Source organism: Desulfosediminicola flagellatus (assembly GCF_005116655.2).
GTDB classification, from domain to species: Bacteria; Desulfobacterota; Desulfobulbia; order Desulfobulbales; family Desulfocapsaceae; genus Desulfopila; species Desulfopila flagellata.
Genome location: NZ_CP050698.1, coordinates 2,492,769 through 2,512,730, shown reverse-complemented (window position 1 = coordinate 2,512,730; position 19,962 = coordinate 2,492,769). Strand labels below are relative to the sequence as shown.

The 19,962-nt window shown below is 45.4% G+C and carries 19 protein-coding genes and 1 pseudogene; 15 read left to right on the top strand and 5 right to left on the bottom strand.

Going from position 1 to position 19,962, the window contains the following annotated elements:
- Positions 1-2: 2 nt before the first annotated feature.
- The 11 genes and pseudogenes from FCL46_RS10490 (at position 3) to FCL46_RS10440 (ending at position 10,224) form a co-directional block, all read left to right on the top strand.
- Positions 3-443 carry a hypothetical protein gene (locus FCL46_RS10490; protein ID WP_136806427.1) on the top strand — a complete coding sequence of 147 codons (441 nt, stop codon included), beginning with the start codon at positions 3-5 and terminating at the stop codon, positions 441-443.
- A gap of 57 nt (positions 444-500) precedes the next feature.
- Positions 501-1,922 carry a hypothetical protein gene (locus tag FCL46_RS10485; RefSeq protein WP_136806426.1) on the top strand — a complete coding sequence of 474 codons (1,422 nt, stop codon included), beginning with the start codon at positions 501-503 and terminating at the stop codon, positions 1,920-1,922.
- Positions 1,919-2,692: a phage baseplate assembly protein V gene (locus FCL46_RS10480; protein ID WP_136806425.1), complete on the top strand. Its 774-nt coding sequence runs from the start codon at positions 1,919-1,921 to the stop codon at positions 2,690-2,692. The genes FCL46_RS10485 and FCL46_RS10480 overlap by 4 nt, the downstream gene beginning before the upstream one ends.
- Positions 2,693-2,705: 13 nt before the next feature.
- The gene (locus tag FCL46_RS10475) at positions 2,706-3,032 is read left to right on the top strand and encodes a hypothetical protein (protein ID WP_136806424.1); all 327 of its coding nucleotides are present in this window, start codon (positions 2,706-2,708) and stop codon (positions 3,030-3,032) included.
- A gap of 14 nt (positions 3,033-3,046) precedes the next feature.
- On the top strand, positions 3,047-3,592 hold the full coding sequence (locus tag FCL46_RS10470) for a GPW/gp25 family protein (protein ID WP_136806423.1): 546 nt from the start codon (positions 3,047-3,049) through the stop codon (positions 3,590-3,592).
- A gap of 4 nt (positions 3,593-3,596) precedes the next feature.
- The gene (locus FCL46_RS10465) at positions 3,597-4,700 is read left to right on the top strand and encodes a baseplate J/gp47 family protein (RefSeq protein WP_136806422.1); all 1,104 of its coding nucleotides are present in this window, start codon (positions 3,597-3,599) and stop codon (positions 4,698-4,700) included.
- Complete coding sequence (locus tag FCL46_RS10460) at positions 4,697-6,118, top strand: hypothetical protein (protein WP_136806421.1); 1,422 nt, start codon at positions 4,697-4,699, stop codon at positions 6,116-6,118. Before FCL46_RS10465 ends, FCL46_RS10460 begins: the two co-directional genes overlap by 4 nt.
- A 26-nt stretch (positions 6,119-6,144) precedes the next feature.
- On the top strand, positions 6,145-7,176 hold the full coding sequence (locus tag FCL46_RS10455) for a hypothetical protein (protein ID WP_136806420.1): 1,032 nt from the start codon (positions 6,145-6,147) through the stop codon (positions 7,174-7,176).
- A gap of 16 nt (positions 7,177-7,192) precedes the next feature.
- Positions 7,193-8,929: a hypothetical protein gene (locus tag FCL46_RS10450; RefSeq protein WP_136806419.1), complete on the top strand. Its 1,737-nt coding sequence runs from the start codon at positions 7,193-7,195 to the stop codon at positions 8,927-8,929.
- A 117-nt stretch (positions 8,930-9,046) separates the two neighbouring features.
- Positions 9,047-9,418 (top strand): hypothetical protein, encoded by a 372-nt coding sequence (locus tag FCL46_RS10445; RefSeq protein WP_136806418.1) that lies wholly within the window; start codon positions 9,047-9,049, stop codon positions 9,416-9,418.
- 118 nt (positions 9,419-9,536) lie between these two features.
- Positions 9,537-10,224, top strand: a pseudogene (locus FCL46_RS10440) (IS6 family transposase).
- A gap of 55 nt (positions 10,225-10,279) precedes the next feature.
- Here FCL46_RS10440 and udk read toward each other — a convergent pair.
- The 5 genes from udk to FCL46_RS10415 form a co-directional block, all read right to left on the bottom strand.
- Entirely contained in the window at positions 10,280-10,939 is a 660-nt protein-coding gene (gene udk / locus FCL46_RS10435; protein ID WP_136806417.1) for a uridine kinase, read from the bottom strand.
- A gap of 62 nt (positions 10,940-11,001) precedes the next feature.
- Complete coding sequence (gene rlmN / locus FCL46_RS10430) at positions 11,002-12,066, bottom strand: dual-specificity RNA methyltransferase RlmN (protein WP_217909600.1); 1,065 nt, start codon at positions 12,064-12,066, stop codon at positions 11,002-11,004.
- Positions 12,063-12,929, bottom strand: coding sequence for a radical SAM protein (locus FCL46_RS10425; protein ID WP_136806416.1), 867 nt, complete (start codon positions 12,927-12,929; stop codon positions 12,063-12,065). The genes rlmN and FCL46_RS10425 overlap by 4 nt, the downstream gene beginning before the upstream one ends.
- 81 nt (positions 12,930-13,010) lie before the next feature.
- Complete coding sequence (gene serC, locus FCL46_RS10420; protein WP_136806415.1) at positions 13,011-14,096, bottom strand: 3-phosphoserine/phosphohydroxythreonine transaminase; 1,086 nt, start codon at positions 14,094-14,096, stop codon at positions 13,011-13,013.
- 50 nt (positions 14,097-14,146) lie between these two features.
- On the bottom strand, positions 14,147-14,620 hold the full coding sequence (locus tag FCL46_RS10415; RefSeq protein WP_136806414.1) for a tRNA (cytidine(34)-2'-O)-methyltransferase: 474 nt from the start codon (positions 14,618-14,620) through the stop codon (positions 14,147-14,149).
- Between the two features lie 192 nt (positions 14,621-14,812).
- On the opposite strand from FCL46_RS10415, the gene FCL46_RS10410 reads away from it, so the two are divergent.
- The 4 genes from FCL46_RS10410 to purB all read left to right on the top strand — a co-directional run bounded on the left by FCL46_RS10410 (position 14,813) and on the right by purB (position 19,962).
- Positions 14,813-15,253, top strand: coding sequence for a ComEA family DNA-binding protein (locus FCL46_RS10410; protein WP_136806413.1), 441 nt, complete (start codon positions 14,813-14,815; stop codon positions 15,251-15,253).
- 6 nt (positions 15,254-15,259) lie between these two features.
- Positions 15,260-16,210 carry a tRNA (adenosine(37)-N6)-dimethylallyltransferase MiaA gene (miaA, locus tag FCL46_RS10405; protein WP_136806412.1) on the top strand — a complete coding sequence of 317 codons (951 nt, stop codon included), beginning with the start codon at positions 15,260-15,262 and terminating at the stop codon, positions 16,208-16,210.
- A 161-nt stretch (positions 16,211-16,371) separates the two neighbouring features.
- The gene (gene recJ / locus FCL46_RS10400; protein WP_136806411.1) at positions 16,372-18,054 is read left to right on the top strand and encodes a single-stranded-DNA-specific exonuclease RecJ; all 1,683 of its coding nucleotides are present in this window, start codon (positions 16,372-16,374) and stop codon (positions 18,052-18,054) included.
- Positions 18,055-18,516: 462 nt separating this feature from the next.
- A complete protein-coding gene (purB, locus tag FCL46_RS10395) occupies positions 18,517-19,962 on the top strand; it encodes an adenylosuccinate lyase (RefSeq protein ID WP_136806410.1) in 1,446 nt (481 codons plus the stop codon).

Sequence of the window (19,962 nt, the reverse complement as noted above, 5' to 3'; positions counted from 1 at the left end):
GTATGGCAACAGAAGATATTAAGGAAGTATTGGGCAGGCTCGAAAAATCCCTGGACACTTTTGAAGATTTCCTAGACGACGAGGATAAGGTCAAAAAGATTGAGGCAGCCGCTAAGGCCTTGAAAGAACTAAATGTGTTGCCGAGCAGTCCGAATTTGGTGACTGAACTCATCAAGGTCCTGAAGAAGATAAAAGGTCATGTGGAGAAACTTGGTGAGATCGAGCTTGGTCCGTGGATAGATTTTGCACAGGCTGTCAAAGCGGTTGTCGAGGCGGCGTCCGCCTTGGGAATGGACAGTAAAGAAGCGGACGAAATCGCCAAGATTGCCGAAAATGCAATTGGTGTGCCGAAAATGGTGAGTAATCTAAAAGAAAAAATTAAGGATAAAGTCGAAAAAATAATAACGCTACTGGGGCCTATTGAAGACGCTGTCAAGGGATAAGATTGTACTTCTATTGTGTATAAATCCATTGCATCTAGGGGAGATATGCAGAGCGCAATGACTGCAAGCCCAGTTCTGGGTGAGCTTGACCTGGGGGTTGTAGCTCGAATAGATAGTGGACGTACCGTTTTAAAACTCGATGGTATGTTGCCGGAACATTCGCCGCCGGCGGAACAAACGCTTGGTCGTTGTGCCGGAAGGATTCAGCTCTATGGCAACTGGCCGATGGACAAGGCCGGCGAGGCTTCGAGCGGTATCCGGAAAGCTATCGACCGGGGTGAAGCGCTGCCCTTTACTTCCGATATGAGCTCTGTGAGTCGCTTCAGTTCTGTGGTCATCGAGAAGTTGCAGTTGCATCTCTCCACCTCCGCCAATGATGGTGTCAGTTATGAGTTGAGTCTGCGTGAGGTTACGCCGGCTTCAGTAAGAATCATCAGCTCTCCCCTTGACGTGTTCTCTTCTGGTGGGCATGGGCAGGATGAGGCACTAACCACTCCTGTATATTCAGTGCGAATAGCATCACTCGTCTTTGAGACTGTCTCGACCGGCGGCGGATTGGCCGATATCGATATTGAGATAGTGGCTGATATGGAGGTGGGGCTAGATTATGCGACTCTAAACCTGCCGGTAAGTGTGATTCGTCCTGAGCCTACTAACCCTGTGGAAATCCAGCTGGGATACGCTGGCGACAGTAACCGTGGAACTTGGTATGGCCAAGTTTCGAGAGTCAGTGAGGTGGCATCCGGCTGGTCTATTGAGGTGTTGGGAGAGCTGAGTCGCCTCAATCAAACGGTCCCGATCCGCGAGCCGTTTCTGGACGCACCGGCAGGGACGATAATACGTGATGTAGCTAGAGAGTGCGGCCTTGATGTCGGTATTTGCAATAGCGGCGTTCGTCTCGCACGTTACTTCATCGATCCGCGACGCCCGGCTCACGGACAAATCAGAGACCTGGCCGACCTGGCAGGAGGAGATTTGTTTATCGGGGAAGGAGGAAGGCTCAACTTCCGGGTGGGGGACGGTTATAATAGGTGTCACGTAATTGATCCGAAACCAGTCCTTCTCAAGATTGAGACTGCAGAGCATGCGGCACAAAGTGATTATGTGGAAGTGTGGGGAGAGAGCGGCGATCGGACCTGGCCTTATCTTACCTCAGATTTTGCACCGAGCGCAGGTAGAGCGGGTACATCCGGAGCCGGTCATTGGGTGGAGTCATCCGCACTGCGGGACAAGCTTGCCGCCGATATAGTGGCTCATACTACCTACTCAAGGTCCAGGCGCCGTCAGCATCGGGGGACCATGACAATTCTTGGCCGGGCGGGCATTCACCTTGGTGATGCCATCAGCCTCCGCAGCTCCCCATCCGTCACCGGTCATATGCTGGTGCGGCGGATTCACCACTTAATGAATGGGGAGACAGGATTCGTGACTACGGTGGATTTTGAAATCGGTGGACTGATTTTGGAGGGGCTTGTGTGACAACGGAACTTATCGACCTCATACAGAAAATTTCCCGCAGAGAGATGGAAAGGCTCTATGTGTCCGAAATCGGTGTGGTGGTGAAGGTGCATGAAGAAGGTCCGGAGGGAGAGGGGTACGGTTGCGATGTGAAGTTACGCAATAGTGGACTGGAACTTCCACTGGTGCCGATGGTGACTCCCCGGATAGGGAGTGTTGCCCCTCCCAACGTGGGGGATACTGTCCTGCTGACCTTCAGTCAGGGGGATCTGCAGCAGCCAATGATGTTGGGGAGGCTTTATACGGACGCTGTTCATGCGCCAGCCTCCAAATTCGATCAGGTTCTCTTCTGTTTACCGTATGACGGAAAAATTGAGGAGAACCGGCAGATTCGGATGATGGCAGCCCGTGAACAGGAGGGTGATGCTCCTCATAAGGTGAGCCTGGTCTTGCCGGAGAATAAGGTCCAGATTACCGTAGATGACCAGACGGTATCCGTAATTCTTGGAGAAGGAGCTGTTGTATTTTCCCTAACGACTACCGATTCAGGTCCAAGCGCTACCGTATCGATAAAGGATGGCGATGCAAGCATATTGCTGGGCAAGGATGGCTCCATCAACGTAAAGGCTGCAAAAGACCTGACCCTTGAAGCGGAAAACGGCACACTTTCTCTGTCAGCCGAAAAGATTGAAATGAAAGGAAAGACCCAGGTAACTGTGGATGGCGGCAGCAGTACAGAATTAAAAGCGGCGACCATCAATGTGAAGGGGATGACATCTTTTTCAACCTAAAAAGGAGTGAAATATGCCGGGCCCGGTGGTGACAGTTGGGGCTAGCGTAATCGTGAGCCCGGGAGCAGCGGGACCGACCGATACAGGCGTAATCATCTCGGTCCCCTTGCCGTCCATTCTGGCTGATGGAGCTCCAGTGGCCACGGCGGGTTCAATGTGTCAGATGATCAACTCTTCAACCGGTGCACTCTATATGTTGACAGTGGGGCAAATTGCCAGCAAGACATTGAAAATAAACTCAAATGCTATGTTGCGGGTGGGGGATAGAATTCCCTCTGGGCATGGAGTATTACAGATTTTAGGCCCACCGGCTGCGATGTGCATAATGGATAATTCCTGAGATCAGGAGGAGTGATGTCTAGAGATGAACTGAAATCGGATCTGAAAATGTTGGCATCTGGGAGTTTTGCCCAGGATCGTTTTGCTGATCTCAACCTGGGATCGTGTAATTTTACAGATCGGACGGAGCACCATACGTCGGAAACAGATCGACTTATTCAGCAGGCCTTGGCAATGCATAGCAGTGCAGACAAACGACAATCCTCCTCTGGTGGGAAAGAGCATATCGATTTCCTCGTCTGCAGTGGAGCGGAGAACCTCCAGCAGGCTATCCTGGCTCGGTTGATGACAACAGTGGGAGAGTTGACGGCCCTGGGACATCCGACCTACGGGTCGCGGCTTTCCAGCCTGATCGGAATGAGAGACAACGCAGAAACCAGGCAGCGGGCAAGGCTCTATGTTCTTGAGGCCCTTGCCCAGGATCCGCGTATCGAGAGAGTGAGTGATGTGATTGTGGGGAGTAGCGGGCAAGGTCTTGGTGTTTTGTCTATTTCTCTCTCTGTGATAGCTGTCTCTCACCCCGGCACAATCGAAGTTCACACCAAAATAGCTTTGGAGTGAAATCATGACCATGACGACTAATCCTTTCGAGCATGAGAAAACAGGAGACACCCTAGGCCGTATAGCCAGTGGTCTGTTTCTTGGTGCTCGTCGTTATTCCGTATCCATGGTGAACGGGATAAGCAGATATACTTTGCCGGAAACCGCCGACCGGATCGTCAACGCTTTTATTGCTCCATCTCAAAGGGGAGAGGAGGCTGTTCAACTCGCCATAGGAATTGATATCCGGCTTGTCGGAGGAGGCAGTCATTTCGATCTATATAAAACCTTTGAAGATTACAACACCAACGGCAGGGGGCCAGTCTGTGTCGACTATCTTCCCCAAAACAGCAAACATCTCGCTCTCGACGATATGGCGGTCGGCAGTGTCGCACGGACCCTGGTTGAATCCATCGGGCTTGAGATAGAACGATTACGCGAGGCTCTGGCAATCGCCTATGAAAGCGGTTTTGTTGATACAGCTGAAGGACGGGCACTGGACAAGGTTGTCTCAATACTTGGTGTTTCCCGGAGGAATTATGCCCAAGGAGTGGTCAGGATTGAGGTTGCTCCGGAAAATCTTGGTGACGATACTTTTACACTGCCTGCAGGCGCGCTCTTTCTTGCAAGTTCAAGCAGAAGTGGAGTTGAATTTCAGTCTATGGCGGAAGTGAATATTTCTGCATCTTTACCCGTAGCCGAGGTTAGGGTACAGGCCTGTTCCGGTTATGAGGGGAAGGATGGCCTTGTGGAGGTGGGACAGATAGATATCCTGCTATGTCCAATATCTGAGTTGGCCGAGGTGAAGGTGTCAAATCCCCAACCGACCGCATATTGGGAGGAAGAGAATGATGAGCAAATGCGATCTCGTGTCCGCTCCAGGATGGTCACCCATAATCCGGGGACGATAATGGCGATTCGGAAGGCAGTACGGCGGGCCGGGGGCAGGGTCGTTCGATTTAAAGAGGGGCGGCACTCGACAATAGGTCATCTAGTACTTGAGGTCGCTCCTCTGGCAGCAAGGAGCGATACCCTGGAATGGCGCAGAAAGGTGAGGGCGGCGGTGCATGAGGCTCGGGTTGCCGGTGTGTTTATCCGCGTGAAAATTTCCAGGGAGGATCAAGGATGACAGCCATTCTTCGAAGCGAGACAGAAATTGCCGAGACAATCATAGAAAGACTGCCCCGGTGGATGCAGACCAGGGAGCCGAATTCGGACCTGAGGCGCCTCATTAATGCTTTTGCGAGAGAACTCGTACTTATTGAGCGAAGGATACCCGAACTGATCGCAACCCGTTGGGTTGATAGTACCGACAGCATCGGGGGGAAGATTAACAATCTCGCCAGAATCGGCAGGCTGTATGGAATACAACCAATACGCTATCCCGAGGGACTTGACAGAATCCTTTCTGAAAAGTCTGCAACATATATCCGGGGGACTGATCAGGAAACAGTCGATCAATATAGAGCCCGGTTACTGGAGCATGTCGACCTGCATCTGGAGGGTACTTCTACACCGCTTGGACTGGCCCGACTCGCTGCCAGCCGTCTTGGCTTAATGGTTGCGGGATTCTCCCCTTGGTGGCAGGAGAGTTCTGATCATATTGCAATGCTAGATATGCCTCCGGCCGACCGTTTCGTAAGTTACGCCAACTTAAAAGGAACGGAGGAGAGAAGGATTGTATCCGATGTAACCAATCTGCCACGAATACGGATAGTGGAATTTCCTGCTGAGGAGAAAACTTTCTCATGCAATACAACCGAGAAACAGGATTGGGAAACCTCAAATGACGGAGTGGTTGAGGTTGTCGGGGGGGTTCAGATTCGGGCGAACAAGCGTATCGTTGCACCCACGTTGATAAACCATCACACAGGGAGAGCCCTGAGATGGGAAGGAGTGCTGCAGAGAGAGCAGTGTCTGAGATTGCAGTTGAGTCATGATGGTAATTCCGGATTGCGGGCTGTTCTGGTGAAAGAGAATGGTAAGGAAGTTCAGGTAGCGCTGAAAACCCGTTCAATAGGAAAATTCGACGATTGGTTCCCCATGAAAAATAGAGAGAAAGCGGTAATGGCGGTGACTGTGGGGACCGGTAAAAAGCGTTGGGAACTTGCATCTGCAGTAAGCAGCCTGTTCGGTGAGGATTCTCTTTATAATGACAGTGCAGTATACGCTGGCAGACGTGGAGTGAGCGCAGATTTTGGGCGTTATGATCTCTCTCTGTTTACTGGTGGTCAGGGGAGGACTCTCCCCTCGGTTTTCACAGATAAGGCAGTCACTCCCGATGCAAAAATAACCATGACCTGGCCTGTTCACCGTGCAGGGAGGGTGAGACTAGAGTTGCCGAGGCAGGCGTGCTGGCCGAGAGAGGCTAGGTACGACCACAGAAGTGCCCGGTTTGATCGGATGATATTTGAGGATTCATGTTCCTTGGTAAAAGGGAGGGATACGACCATGGAAGATGGAGAACGGGAAATTGATCCTGCCGACCTGGGAATTGCCGTTGCTGTCGCCGCCGGTGTGGCTATCGAGGTTGCCAGGTCGGCATAGAAGAAACAATACAGGAGTGTATAACTATGTCGGAGGCAGATAAAGTTGTACCTGAAGAAGCTAATTTGAAAGAGTTTGATCCTTGGATCCCGCACGCCGCGGGCGATCCTATAAAGGCTGAGGATTGGAACAATATTCAACAGCATGCACGTAAGGAGGTTGCAGAGACAAAAAAAAAGATGGAGAAGGGGCTGGTTAAAACCGAGGATGATCTGCAGAAGCTCATTGAGGCCCTAGCTGTATCTCATGCAACGGTGGAGGAACTTGCTCACAAAGGTGTCAAACGAGCAGCTGAAGCGGATACTATCCGTGATCAATTGGATAGCGTGTTCGTGAAGAACCTTGATCAAAGATATGCTGCGCGGTTCCAGGGGAAGGAGGATACTGCCCCGGTCAGTGTGGCGAAGCCCATGTGGAAGTACGTTTATTTAAAAGGGACGGGAGAAGACATACTTATAAAACATAATTTTTTGACAGTACCAACGGTTGACGTCTATGAATTGGATTTTCTGGAATATCCCGAGGCCGAAAACAGAAAGAAATACAAAGTGCGGTTAACTACGGATAAAAACCATGTATCTCTGCAGTCGCTTTTCGCTAGTTTTGGCGATACTGAAGTAGTCGAGAATGTAGAGGTAGCTATCAAGAAATTATCTGAGCTTTTTAGGGGTGTATCGAGGGACGATGCTGATATCGATGGGGTCACTGACTGGCACCTGATTCATGTCGAGATGAAAATGAAGCTTCTTCCTAAATATCTTGAAAGCGGCATTATTGATTGGTTGAGTAATATGCTTGTCTGTTTCCTGATAATGGTGGCTCTCGCATGTTTCACATACACATACGCTAGCGCATGGGCAGGTTTTGAATCATTCGTAGATGGGAAGTGGTTGCTAGTTGCTATCATTGCAGGGCTAGGAGCATTGTTGAGGTTTAACCAAAAAAATCATCCTGTATTCAATGTTGATGTAATGGATATGAACAACATCAGCATGGGCATAAAAGGAGCAAGGGGAATTACGAAAAATAAAGATTGGTTGGTAATTCTAAGAGCCTAAAAAAGACAGGGAATATATGCAGACAGTTCTATCCCCAAAATACGATTCAGGTGAATCGTTCCGTGAAAAACCAGTGCTGAATGAAGCGAGAGCCTTGTTTGATTTTGGCGATCTGCCGGCTGGGGTTGAAGTTCGTGGAATGTATATCTTGGTTCGGCCAATGTTGGGGCATAAAAGTATCCTGCAGGTCAATTTCCCTTCAGCGTTAGTTGATTCAACAGATACCGGTTCTGCAGAGTCGCAGATCACCAAAGGTCAGCAGAAGCAATCTTCAAGGAATGATTCGGGAGTCAAGATCTCCGGACCCGATCTGGGATTCGAGTATGAGAGTCTGGAGTCCGGTAAAGGCTGGCGTGTTACGTATCACACCCAGTTGCGAACGTTAGCCGTAGGAGGGAGAGGCGGACCCGTCAGAGTTGCAAATGTCGAGATGGGCGGTACAGCCTTACCACTTTCCTGGTCGGGACGATTCCAGCGTGGTTTACTACCGTGGATGCTTTGGCTGGGTAAGGACAGAAAGGCACCTCTCCCTCCGATAGAAACTGGTGGGATCACACTGAAATCATGTGTGAAAACCAACGTGGATGTCTCAACTCTGTGGATAGTCGCAATTGCGCGACAGATCGCTGTGTATCTCTGTAATCGCTCTGTTCTCACCGTTCCGGGAACCGTAAGCGTTCCCCAGAGATCCGATGATCTTCTGGAACTTTACAATGAGTGGAAAGAGCAGGACTTACAACCAGAGGCAAGGGGGGATTTCAAGGCACCCATGCCGGTCAGGGTACAGTGTCATGGCCTGGGAATGGTCGATGTTAATCTGGTTGTCGAATATGAATTACAGTGTTGTGCGTATCCGGAAGATGCCGTACAGCCTATTAATACTAGACTCGTTTTTCCTGTTGCAGCTATCTTGAATAAGCAGACGTTTGTGTTGAAACTTCGGTTTGATGGGCAACAGGTTCCAAGTTTAAAGGTCCATATCAACAGCGTTGGAGAGGGAGGGTATTATGCCGAGGTTGATTCCGGTGGTAATGTAGTTTTGCGGGAAGAGTTTATGACCTGGGTAGCAGAGCAATTGAGCGATCAGGCCCTTGCTGAGACTAAAGAAGTTGAAATATGGTTTTCGACCTCGGCACCACATGCAGTGCAGGGGAAAGTGGTCGAGATGTCTTCGTTGTCTAATGATCGATTCTTGCCGCTTATCTCTTCTGTGGATGAGGCGAGTAAAGCATTCGGCCAGCTGGTTCGGGAGCTGTGGACATGGTATGTGGAAGGGTTTGGTGTACTCGTATCCACCCTGATAGATCTATTGAAAATAATTTGCAAATATCCGATAGATCGTGGTGCCAGGCTCTGGGTATGGCTGTCAAAATCTTGTTCTCAAAAGTTTAAATCCTTACTGCAAAAAGGGGCCTGTGGAGTGGGGCTATTGGGAAAGATGATTTTTATTGCAGGATACTTCGTTGTTCTCGACATTGTGATCTGGCCAGACGGCAATATTTTGATGGATAAAATAGTTAGTCAAGTTCCTTATTTAAAGGAACTTGACCCAAAGGTTGTTTCGTCTGGTGTATTGATACTGATGATTCCCTTACTTGTTGCAGCCTGCGGATCCTTGATATCATTCTTCAGTTTCATATTTCCAGCAGAAGGTAGCGTAAGGAAAAATCACAACGACCTTGCTACCAAAAGGTTCCAACCTGTAAAGGAGGCTTGGAAAAAATTCATTAAACACATTACAAGTGGTGGTTGATCAGTGAGACGGCAGTACACCGTTAGCCTTATCTGAATGCCAATATTTTTTTGGAGTGTTTGATGTTATTTAAAAGTCACCGAAATACAACCAATAAACTCTAATCTTGATAACACAATGGTTATGAACAGCTTTGATGAATCCATGATACTGAGGCTATGGGATATAGCTAATACGACCGTTGGAATAAGCTTGGCTAATGCAATAGTGTTTTGGTATAAAATGGCGGACGGTCCATTTTTAAAGCTCTTGAAAGATAGTGAATTTGCATACCTCATTGCAGTTGGCACAAGCCTTTTGGGCTTTCTTTTATACGGTGTCATGGTTACCGGGGCGTATGTCGGGTTTATCCACTTAGCTGCCCCGGCAGTCACATCTAATGCCGCAAAGGTATGGATGTGGGCAACGGTTTTTCGAGCAGTTATTGTTGGTGCCCTGGGCATTTTGTGCTTGCTACCACTTGTTCATATTAAATATCCGCTCCTGTAGCCCCCTAACCAGTCTCTTCTGGTTTAGGGTTCCTTGGGTTTTGTCGCAAACTTGATTCTCCCGTTGGCAGCCTTGCAAACTTTTGCTATGCTATCTTCACTTCCGTGGAGGTAGTTCAATGGCAAGCGAGGAAAGGTTTCACGATGGGCATTTTCCGAAGTGTATCGTTCTTCAAGCTGTTTTCTGGTACTTGCGGTATAGCCTAAGCTATCGTGACATTGAGGAACTAATGAAGGAAAGAGGCGTTGAAGTCGATCACGCAATAGTTCAACGGTGGGTCGTTAAATATACTCCCATCTTAAAATTTGAGTTCCGGAAAAGGAAGAAAGCTGTTGGCACCAGCTGGCGAATGGATGAGACCTACATCAAGGTCAAAGGTAAATGGCACTATCTGTATCGAGCCGTTGACAAAGAAGGCAAGACCATTGACTTCTTGCTGACCACGAACCGGGACAAGCTGGCCGCCAAACGATTCCTGCTCAAGGCAATCGACAACAATGGAGCTCCCGAGAAGGTCACAATTGACGGAAGTGCGGCCAATAAGTCTGCTCTTGAAGAATTATAATAACGAGAACGGCACATCCATTGAAATCCGCCCGATGATCCTGCTCAACAACATTGTTGAGCAGGATCATCGGGGCATAAAGCGAATAACCAATTTCATGCTCGGTTTCAAATCATTTGACTCTGCCTCCATTACATTGAATGGCATTGAGATAGTTCATATGCTACGGAAAAGGTAACTGCCATCACAGTATAATTCCGTCAAAAAACTAGCAGAAACATTCTACTCTTTGGCAACATAATTGAGTGTGGATGGAGGGGGGACGTTTGCGACAGAACCTTAATTACAACTAAACTTCAGCTATCAATTATATCTGAGCCCATCGAGAAATCGTTGGCCAGTACCGATTCGATTTTGGCAATAAACAGGTTAATTGCCACAGAGTTCTTTCCTCCGTGCGGGATGATAATGTCGGCATAACGTTTGCTGGTTTCGACAAAAAGGTCATGCATTGGTTTTACTGACCGCAGATACTGGTCGACTACGGATTCACGGGTTCGACCCCGCTCTTTGATGTCTCTCTCCATTCTGCGAATAAATCTATGATCGGAGTCAGCATCAACGTAAATCTTGAGATCCATCAAGTCGCGTAATTTTTCATCTCTGAAAATTAATATTCCGTCAACAATGATGATTTTCTCCGGTTTAATCAGACGAGTTTCTTTTTTGCGAAGGTGATTGCTGAAATCATACTGCGGGGCAGTGATAGGGCGGCCTGCAACAATTTCTTTTAGATGAGAAATGAGTAAACTCGTTTCAAGAGCCTCCGGATGGTCGTAATTCAACTGTGATCTTTCATCAAAAGACAGATGCGGATTATCTTTGTAATACCAGTCATGCTGCAGGATTATAGCGTTTTCATCACTGACTTTTTCGAGAATCTTCCTGATCACAGTAGTTTTTCCGGACCCTGAACCTCCTGCGATCCCGAGAACATACGGTTCTGAAGTACTCATCTATCGTTTCCCTGACTGTTGTGCATATTGGTTTCTAAACGTTTTGATATTACGTATTAAAATTACTTATCGTTCTCTTTCCCGGCAAGCTGACCGCAGGCTGCAGAGATATCTGCACCACGGCTATGTCGAATAAATACTGAATAATTTGCATTCATCAGGACTTTCTGAAAAGCAAGCATGCGTTCGCGGGTCGGACTTTTATAGGGCAGATCCGGACACTCGTTATATGGCAGCAGATTAATCTTACACGGAATTTTGCGTAGTTTTTTAGCGAGTATTTTCGCATCCTTGTCAGAATCGTTTATACCTGAAAGCATAATATATTCAAACATTATCCTGCGTCTTTTTGGCATAGGATAGGTTCTGCATGCCTCAAGCAACTCATCAATAGAATATCTTTCGTTGATAGGCATGAGCATATCTCTCGTTGCATCATCAACTGCGTGCAGTGAAATAGCCAGATTTGCTGTAGTTTTTTCACCAAACTCACGCATTTTAGGCACAATTCCACAGGTGGAAACGGTGATTTTTCGTGAGGTAAGATCAAGCCCTTTGGGTTCTATAAGAATAGAGAGCGAGGTGATAACATTTTGTAAATTATTGAGTGGTTCTCCCATGCCCATATAAACAACATTGGTCACACGATCAGGCCCGATAAGTTCATCTTTTGGCTGTAAACTGAGATAATCCTGTACTGCAATAACCTGATTAACTATTTCTGACGGAGTCAGGTTGCGTGTGAACCCAAGTGTTCCGGTAAGGCAGAATGTACACTTCATTGCACAACCAACCTGTGAGGAAATACACAATGTGTTTCGATCTTCTTCAGGGATAAATACAGACTCAATCACATTTCCATCTTCGAGCGTGAAACCGAACTTTACACAACCATCTGATGATTTTTCGATGATTGGGTTAGTAAAGGATGAAAAATAGGCGTGTTCATCTAAAACTTCTCTGAACTTTTTAGCCAGATCTGTCATTTCTGCAAAAGATGAAATACCGGGTCGATACAACCATCCCATAATCTGCTTGCCACGAAATTTCGGCTGTCCGAGGCTTTCTACATATTCTATCAACTGGTCCTGATCAAAATTTCTCAGGTCTGTTTTCTTCATTGTCATAATCGTCGTAAACCCTCCGGCACGAGTTGCCGGGCACCACTTTGCGCCTCGTGTATCAAGGCCAGTATTTTTTCTTTATCTCTTGGTAGTCTGCCCATGATTGGTAAATAGTTCGACGCATGATTGGCGTGAAACTGGGCAGATGTGTCAATATGTTCAACCAGAACCTTAAGCTCAGACAGCATTTCATATGCATGAGGAATTTGAAATTCCCCGCGACTGTATGCTTTTCCAAGTTCTGTATTTTCGAGCACCATCAGGGTAAGAGCTGCGATCTGGTTCGGCATCATTTTGCTGAGGACTTTACCCGTCTCGATTGCATGATTTTCAGAACCGGCAACTTCAGCCAGTCCGAGCAGCACTGTAACAGAGAGGAAAAGACCTGCCTGCTTAATATGCTGTGCAGCCTGTATCATGCTCTGCGCGGTTTCCCCTTTATTGACCTTTGAGAGTATCGTATCACTGCCGCTCTCAAGACCAAGATAAACACGATCGAGACCAAGTTCTTTAAGGACACTCAACTGCTCACTGGTTTTAGATCTGATAGACCGTGCACTGCCATAGAGTGAAACACGACGAACCCAGGGCATATCCTGTTTGATTCTCTTAAAGATTCGTATCAGGCGAGGGAAGGGGAGTATAAGCGCATCGCCATCAGCTAAAAACACTTTGTGCTGTTTTCTGCAGTATTGCGATGCAAACTGAATATCGGCATCTACAGTAGCATCATCTTTTATGGAAAATCGTTTTTCCTTATATGCCCCGCAGAATGTGCATTTATTATGAGAGCATCCGACCGTTACCTGGAGAATAATTGAATTAGCCTCACTCGGCGGCCGGATGATCTGACCTACGTAATCCATTCGTTTCTATAAACCCGATCTTTTCATATTAATAAGGGTGAAGAGCATTCCAGTTGTACGAAAATATCGGGATTATAGGTATTATGCAGGGTTGTTAGCTTGAAATTGCTGCATAAACTCAACAAGCTTCACAACGCCTTCCCGAGGGAATGCATTGTATATAGATGCACGGCAACCACCGATTGATCGATGTCCTTTAAGTCCGCTCAGGCCAACTGCAGCAGCTTCAGCGATAAATTTCTGCTCAAGTTCAGCTGTCGGCAGATTAAAAGATATATTCATGTTGGATCTGGATGCAACCTCAGCATGTCCACGATAATAATCTGTTGCATCAATTGCCTGATACAGAAGTGCGGCTTTTTCGCGGTTGGCTTCCTCCATTGCAACGACACCGCCCTTGTCCTTTAACCATCTAAGCACATGAGCAACAATGTAAATAGGGAAGGTTGGCGGGGTATTAAACATGGACCCTTTATCTGCATGAGTCTTATACTTAAGCATGGTTGGGATTGCTGCAGGTGCTCTGTCAAGCAGGTCTTCACGGATGATGACAAGCGTAACACCAGCAGGCCCAAGATTTTTCTGAGCACCGGCAAAGATCAAGCCAAACTTGGATACGTCAATTTTTCTGGAAAGTATATCAGAAGACATGTCGGAAATCAGCATCTTCTCAGATTTCGGCATCTGCTGAAACTGTGTACCATAAATAGTATTGTTAGATACAAAGTAAAGATACTCTGAATCATCAGCTACAGTATACTCACTATCTTCAGGAACTCTGTTAAAACTCTGCTCTTCACTTGAATAGGCAACATCAACCTTGCCAAAAAGCTGAGCTTCTTTGATAGATTTCTTCGACCATGTACCTGTATTGAGATACGTAGCTTTCTGGTCCTTAGAGAGCAGATTCATCGGGATCATGTAAAACTGGCTTGAAGCTCCACCCTGAAGAAAAAGTACCTTGTAATTATCAGGTATTTCCATGAGTTCACGAAGAAGTGCTTCAGCTTCATCGATAACAGCCATGAACTCTTTGGAACGGTGACTGGTTTCAATAAGGCCGATACCAGTATCCTGAAAGTTGACAACATCTTTAGCAGCCTGCTCAAGTACTTCATATGGGAGAGTAGCTGGGCCCGGGCTAAAATTATAAATTCTTTCTGGCATCTTTATGATCTCCTTCATTTAACTGCTGTGTTAGTCAGGCTATTTCTTGTTTAGGCCATGAAATCATTCTGTCTGAGTGCTTCATACAGGACAATTCCGGCAGTCATAGCAAGGTTGAGGCTTCTAATATGCGGACTATTCATAGGAAGTGTATAACATCTGTCAGAATATAACGTGCGAATTTCCTCCGACAAGCCTTTTGTTTCTCTACCGAAAATCAAAAAATCGCCGGGGCCATATTTAGCCTCTGTGTATGCTTTTGTAATTTTGGTTGTGAAAAAGTATAACTTTCGTTCGTCCTGGGCCTTCAGGAAGTCGTCAAAATTGTCCCAATGTACAATATCAACGTGTTTCCAGTAGTCGAGGCCAGCACGCTTAAGGTGCTTGTCATCAGTAGAAAAACCAAGAGGATGAACGAGGTGGAGTATCGTTTTTGTTGCACCACAAAGGCGAGCTATTGAGCCTGTGTTTGGTGGTATTTCTGGTTGAACCAGAACAATATTAAATGTATCCGATGATTTCATAGGAGAATATAAGAAAAGGTGGTCGTAAATTCAGGGACTATCGTTTATACAGGCAGCAGGGGAGTGAGACAAGAAAAAAATGTACTCCTCAGGCCATATCGAATAAACATATGCGTAATGCACATGATAATCATCTGGTAAGACCATAAATCTTAAGGAATGTATATCAATCATTTCAGGAATTGATGTTTTATGTCTGTTCGCAATGTTGCTACTGTGTATAGCGATCATAGAGTAAGTGTTATTCTGATTTTTTTCCTCTCCGTGTTAGTAACACATACATTCTCAAAGAGTAAGGACTCTACTTCTATTGATCACGGCGTGACTGCAATGACGCTGTATCAACAAGGGTATGCACTGAAATTGGAAAATTACACAGAGAGCGATTCACTCCCTATAGAAAAAAACATAAGGTCCGAATTCACGCCCTTTTTCTTTGCACCCGTTAAAATTAATAGTGCCAGCAAAGAATTACTGATGACCCTGCCGGGAATTGGCAGTGGAATGTCTAATCGTATAATTGAATACCGGGGGGTGCATGGTGGAATCCATTCAGGAGTGCAATTTATGCAAATCCGAGGCATAGGTGAAAAACGCTATGCCAGTTTACGTGACCATATTTCATTTGAATAATTAAAAATGCTTCAAAAAGAAAAATTACAAAAAATACCGGCAATTGCCTTGGTAGGCCCGACAGCTATAGGTAAAACATCTTTGTCTATTGATCTGGCAAAAGAATTTAATTGCGAGATTATCGGTGTCGACTCCATGCAGGTATACAAATACATGGATATCGGTACCGCTAAGATCACACATGAGGAAATGGCGGGCATACCTCACCACCTCATTGATGTCGCGTTTCCTGATGAAGAATATGATGCAGCACGATTTGTCCGGGAGGCTTCCGCGGCAATAGAGACGATAGCAGAGAAGGGAAAAATACCTCTTTTAACCGGCGGCACAGGTCTTTACCTCAAAGCACTTACTCAAGGGTTGTTTGCAGGCGTCCCTGAAGATGAAAAAATCCGTGCTGAATTAAATGAACGATTAGTTAAAGATGGAAGCTCGAAACTACATGAAGAATTAACTTCATGTGATGAAATATCCGCACATAGAATCCATCCTAATGATACAAACCGGGTGATACGCGGGCTCGAAATATATATAGCGAGTGGCATACCCTGGTCTGAGCATATTCGAATCCAAAGTGAGCAGCAGCAGGGCAGTATTCTGGAAAACATATTACAAATCGGACTCACCTGTGACCGCAAACGCCTCTATGAAAGAATAAATTTACGAACCGAAATCATGCTTGATAGCGGATTGGAGAAAGAAGTCAGGTCATTATTGGAAATGGGTTATAACGAAAATCTCAATTCAATGGGCTCTATCGGATATAGACATATGTTGAATTATATTTACGACAAGTGGACATTTGCCGAAATGCAGGAACTGCTCGCCCGGGACACAAGGCGTTATGCCAAACGTCAATACACCTGGTTTAAGAAAATTGATGGACTTGAATGGAATCAAGTAACTGAAACTGCAAAAATTAAGTGCAGAATAGAATCTTGGTTGAAATCAAGATAACGTGTTGTATTTCAACCAAAATATCACCAGCAAAAACAATTTACTCCTTTTTGATCAATGCATCCTTTTCTGCAAACAGACTTCTAATGCATGCTAAGCATTCTGTTGCCGAAATTACCTGCTTACGGCAGCCTATCACCTACGACATCCCTTAACACTCTATGAATACATCAGATTTACCTTCAATAATTACTAAAATGCTTAACAGGATGGGGCTAACTAACGAATCTGAAATTCAACAGTTTCTGGCTCCGAGACTCGACACGCTTCCGCACCCGATGGGTATGAAAGGAATGGGGGATGCGGTGAAGGTAATAGTTGAAGGAATAGAGCAGGGCACAGAAATTATAGTCTGGGGTGACTACGATGTAGACGGAACTACAGCAACTTCACTGCTTGTGAATTTCTTTAGAGAACTTGGTGTTGAACCTCATTGGCGAGTACCAAATAGATTAATAGATGGTTATGGGTTAAATCTTGAGTCATTTAAGCAATTATTAGACTCTCTAGATTGCGATAATTTTATTCTCATCACAGTTGACTGTGGAATTTCCAATCCTGAAGAGGTTAAGGGGATTCAAGCACTGGGTGGTACTGTTATCGTAACGGACCATCACCAAGTGCCAATTGGTGATCTTCCTGATTGCGTTATTCTTAACGCAAACCAAAAAGGGTGTGGATTTCAAAATTACAAGCTTGCTGGAGTTGGCGTAGCATTCTATCTTGCTGCAGCTTTACGCACAGCATTAGAACAAGGTGGATATTTCAAGAACGGCGAACGACCTAATATGAAAGAGTATTTAGGCTTTGTTGCGCTTGGAACAATATCAGATCTTGTTGATATTACAAAAGAAAACAGGGTGCTTATCCGGGCTGGAATGGAATCACTGGAAGAAACGAATATTCCGGGTCTTAAAGCTTTGCTTGAAGCATCCGGGCTTAAAGGTGGACCGCTAACCACTGAAGATATCAGCTTTTCGGTTGGCCCGCGTATCAACGCTGCGGGAAGGCTTGGATCAGCAGATGTTGCAGTGGACTTAATGACATGTGACAACTCGACTTCAGGGGCGAAGCTGTCAAAAAGGCTGGAAGGGTACAATGAAAAGAGAAAAAGTATCTGCCAGGACAACCTCGAATCAGCTTTAAATAATATGAATCGCTACAACACTGAAGACAGTCATGTGTCTGTAGTTGCAGGTGACTTTCATAGTGGAGTTATCGGAATTGTTGCTTCAAAAATTGTAGATATTTATAGAAAACCAACAATAGTTTTCTCAAGAGAGACTGATAGTGATGGAAATATTGCTTTTAAAGGTTCGGGCAGATCTATCGAAGGAATTAATTTAATCGAATGTCTAAAATCCTGTGACCAATTGATAGTAAAATACGGTGGTCATGAAATGGCGGCTGGCCTTACAGTGTCAGAAAACCAATTCAAAACATTTCATGAAGCATTCAACAGGCAGGTTGAAATTCAGAAACTCAACAACATGCATATACCCAAAACAAAAGGGGTTATTGTTGAAGGAAGTATTGATGAAATCATGTCGGAAGAAACCCTGAAGTATCTTATGAAGTTTGAACCATTTGGTCCGGGAAATGAAAAGCCGGTATTCCTGGATCGACAGGCTGACGTGGTGAGTTGCAAAGCAATTGGTGGTAACAGGCAGCACATACAGGTGACGATTCGCGGAAGTTATACGAATTACAGGGGGGTGGGATTTGGTCTTGGTGATAAGTACGAAGATATTCGTCGAGATCCTCATCGCCAGATCACATTCAGTCCAATGATAAACAGATATCGTGGAGTTGTTGATTGGCAATTACGCATTGTGGATATTTGAAAGACTCACTGCCGTTACTGCCTGGAGTCTTTCTAGGCAGAGTTGTAGTTTAAAAAATTCCTACAATTTCATGCTTTCTCAATCCAGTATTTTCTTAATGTAAATTCTCTTCCTGTTTTTATCGACTCCTCACGAGACAAAATATTGACTAGATAATCTCGACAACAGCGGGTATTCATGTGTTTGGATTAATACGATAATATGAATATATACATAATATACATTATGCGACATTGGATATATGTGTTTTTTAATGTCGTTTATAGCTTCGCAACTGGTACCAATAATCAGAACAAGAAAATCCACTCTGTTTTATTTTTAATCAAAAGATGGTATGTTATCAGGTTCTGCATAAACTCCATGTAAACCATATGTCTTAGCATTAGCCAAACGTCATCATGCAGGACCTGACTCATGCTACTGACTGTGCAATAAAAAATTACATCCCTGTGGTGATTTACAATGAATAGAGAAATATATCAGGAACCGCTTGTCAGTAGATACACAAGCAAGGAAATGCAAAAACTATTTTCCGAGAAAACTAAATTCACTACCTGGAGAAAATGCTGGATTGCTCTTGCTGAGGCCCAATATGAACTGGGCCTTACTGATATCGTTTCTGCTGAAATGATTGAAGAAATGAAGGCTAATGCAGAAAACATTGATTACGATCTGGCTGCTGAAAAAGAGAAAGAGATTCGTCACGATGTCATGGCGCATGTATTCGAGTTTGGTACCAAATGCCCTAAGGCTGCAGGTATTATTCATTTAGGTGCAACATCACAGTTTGTTGTCTGCAATACCGACCTGCTTGTTCAGAAACAGGCCTTCGAGTTAATTCGTAGTGCCCTTCTTCAGGTTATTAAAAATCTGGCCTTTTTCTGTGACAGATACAAAGACCTCCCTACCCTTGGCTACACCCATTATCAACCTGCTCAACCAACGACTGTTGGTAAGAGAAACACACTTTACCTCCAGGATTTACTTACAGATCTTGAGTATGTTGACTTTTTCATGTCAAATATTCGAGCACGAGGCGCCAAAGGAACTGTGGGAACCCAGGCAACCTTTATTGAACTTTTCAAAGGTGATCACGCTAAAGTTCGTCAGCTTGATGAACTCGTTGCCAAAAAACTTGGATTTGCAGGAACTATCCCTGTTACCGGCCAGACGTATAGCAGAAAGCTCGATATGAAACTTTCTGAAACACTCTCTGGCATTGGTGCTACTGCTCACAAGTTTGCTGTTGATCTTCGTCTCCTCTCAAACCTTAAAACCCAGGAAGAGCCTTTTGCAAAGAATCAGACCGGTTCTTCTGCCATGGCGTACAAACGTAACCCGATGAGATCGGAAAGAATGACTGGGCTTGCAAGAAAGCTTATGGGACTGCCTCAGAATTTTGCAGGTACCTATTCCAATCAGTGGTTTGAGAGAACACTCGATGATTCCGCTATTCGTAGAATGGACATCCCGCAGGCCTTCCTCTTGACAGATGCGATATTGAAGTTATTTGTCAATATAACATCTGATATGGTTGTATTTCCGAAGCAAACCGAAAAACATCTTCGTTCTGAATTACCGTTTATGTCTACGGAAAAAATTCTCATGGAAGCGGTTGAACGCGGTGAAAGTCGTCAGGAAATGCATGAGGTTGTTAAAGAACATTCTATGGCTGCAGGCAAAGTTGTTAAAGAAGAAGGTAAAGAGAATGATCTGCTTATGCGACTAGCTGGCGATGATCGAATTCCCTTCAGTATTAAAGAACTGCAGGAAATTATCGGTGATTATCAGCAATTCACTGGTCGTGCCGCTGAGCAGACACATGAATTTCTAGTTGAAGTGGTAAATCCGATTTTGCAGGCAAATATTGATAGTATCGGTGATTTTGATTCATCGTTATCAGTGTGA

Excerpts from the sequence above, each read along its gene's own strand:
- FCL46_RS10415 (WP_136806414.1), bottom strand. The coding sequence starts at position 14,620 with ATGAAATCATCGGATACATTTAATATTGTTCTGGTTCAACCAGAAATA.
- FCL46_RS10470 (WP_136806423.1), top strand. The coding sequence starts at position 3,047 with ATGTCTAGAGATGAACTGAAATCGGATCTGAAAATGTTGGCATCTGGG.
- FCL46_RS10465 (WP_136806422.1), top strand. The coding sequence starts at position 3,597 with ATGACCATGACGACTAATCCTTTCGAGCATGAGAAAACAGGAGACACC.
- FCL46_RS10490 (WP_136806427.1), top strand. The coding sequence starts at position 3 with ATGGCAACAGAAGATATTAAGGAAGTATTGGGCAGGCTCGAAAAATCC.
- FCL46_RS10485 (WP_136806426.1), top strand. The coding sequence starts at position 501 with ATGACTGCAAGCCCAGTTCTGGGTGAGCTTGACCTGGGGGTTGTAGCT.
- FCL46_RS10455 (WP_136806420.1), top strand. The coding sequence starts at position 6,145 with ATGTCGGAGGCAGATAAAGTTGTACCTGAAGAAGCTAATTTGAAAGAG.
- udk (WP_136806417.1), bottom strand. The coding sequence starts at position 10,939 with ATGAGTACTTCAGAACCGTATGTTCTCGGGATCGCAGGAGGTTCAGGG.
- rlmN (WP_217909600.1), bottom strand. The coding sequence starts at position 12,066 with ATGACAATGAAGAAAACAGACCTGAGAAATTTTGATCAGGACCAGTTG.
- FCL46_RS10410 (WP_136806413.1), top strand. The coding sequence starts at position 14,813 with ATGTCTGTTCGCAATGTTGCTACTGTGTATAGCGATCATAGAGTAAGT.
- recJ (WP_136806411.1), top strand. The coding sequence starts at position 16,372 with ATGAATACATCAGATTTACCTTCAATAATTACTAAAATGCTTAACAGG.
- FCL46_RS10450 (WP_136806419.1), top strand. The coding sequence starts at position 7,193 with ATGCAGACAGTTCTATCCCCAAAATACGATTCAGGTGAATCGTTCCGT.
- FCL46_RS10445 (WP_136806418.1), top strand. The coding sequence starts at position 9,047 with ATGGTTATGAACAGCTTTGATGAATCCATGATACTGAGGCTATGGGAT.
- serC (WP_136806415.1), bottom strand. The coding sequence starts at position 14,096 with ATGCCAGAAAGAATTTATAATTTTAGCCCGGGCCCAGCTACTCTCCCA.
- purB (WP_136806410.1), top strand. The coding sequence starts at position 18,517 with ATGAATAGAGAAATATATCAGGAACCGCTTGTCAGTAGATACACAAGC.
- FCL46_RS10425 (WP_136806416.1), bottom strand. The coding sequence starts at position 12,929 with ATGGATTACGTAGGTCAGATCATCCGGCCGCCGAGTGAGGCTAATTCA.
- FCL46_RS10460 (WP_136806421.1), top strand. The coding sequence starts at position 4,697 with ATGACAGCCATTCTTCGAAGCGAGACAGAAATTGCCGAGACAATCATA.
- miaA (WP_136806412.1), top strand. The coding sequence starts at position 15,260 with ATGCTTCAAAAAGAAAAATTACAAAAAATACCGGCAATTGCCTTGGTA.
- FCL46_RS10475 (WP_136806424.1), top strand. The coding sequence starts at position 2,706 with ATGCCGGGCCCGGTGGTGACAGTTGGGGCTAGCGTAATCGTGAGCCCG.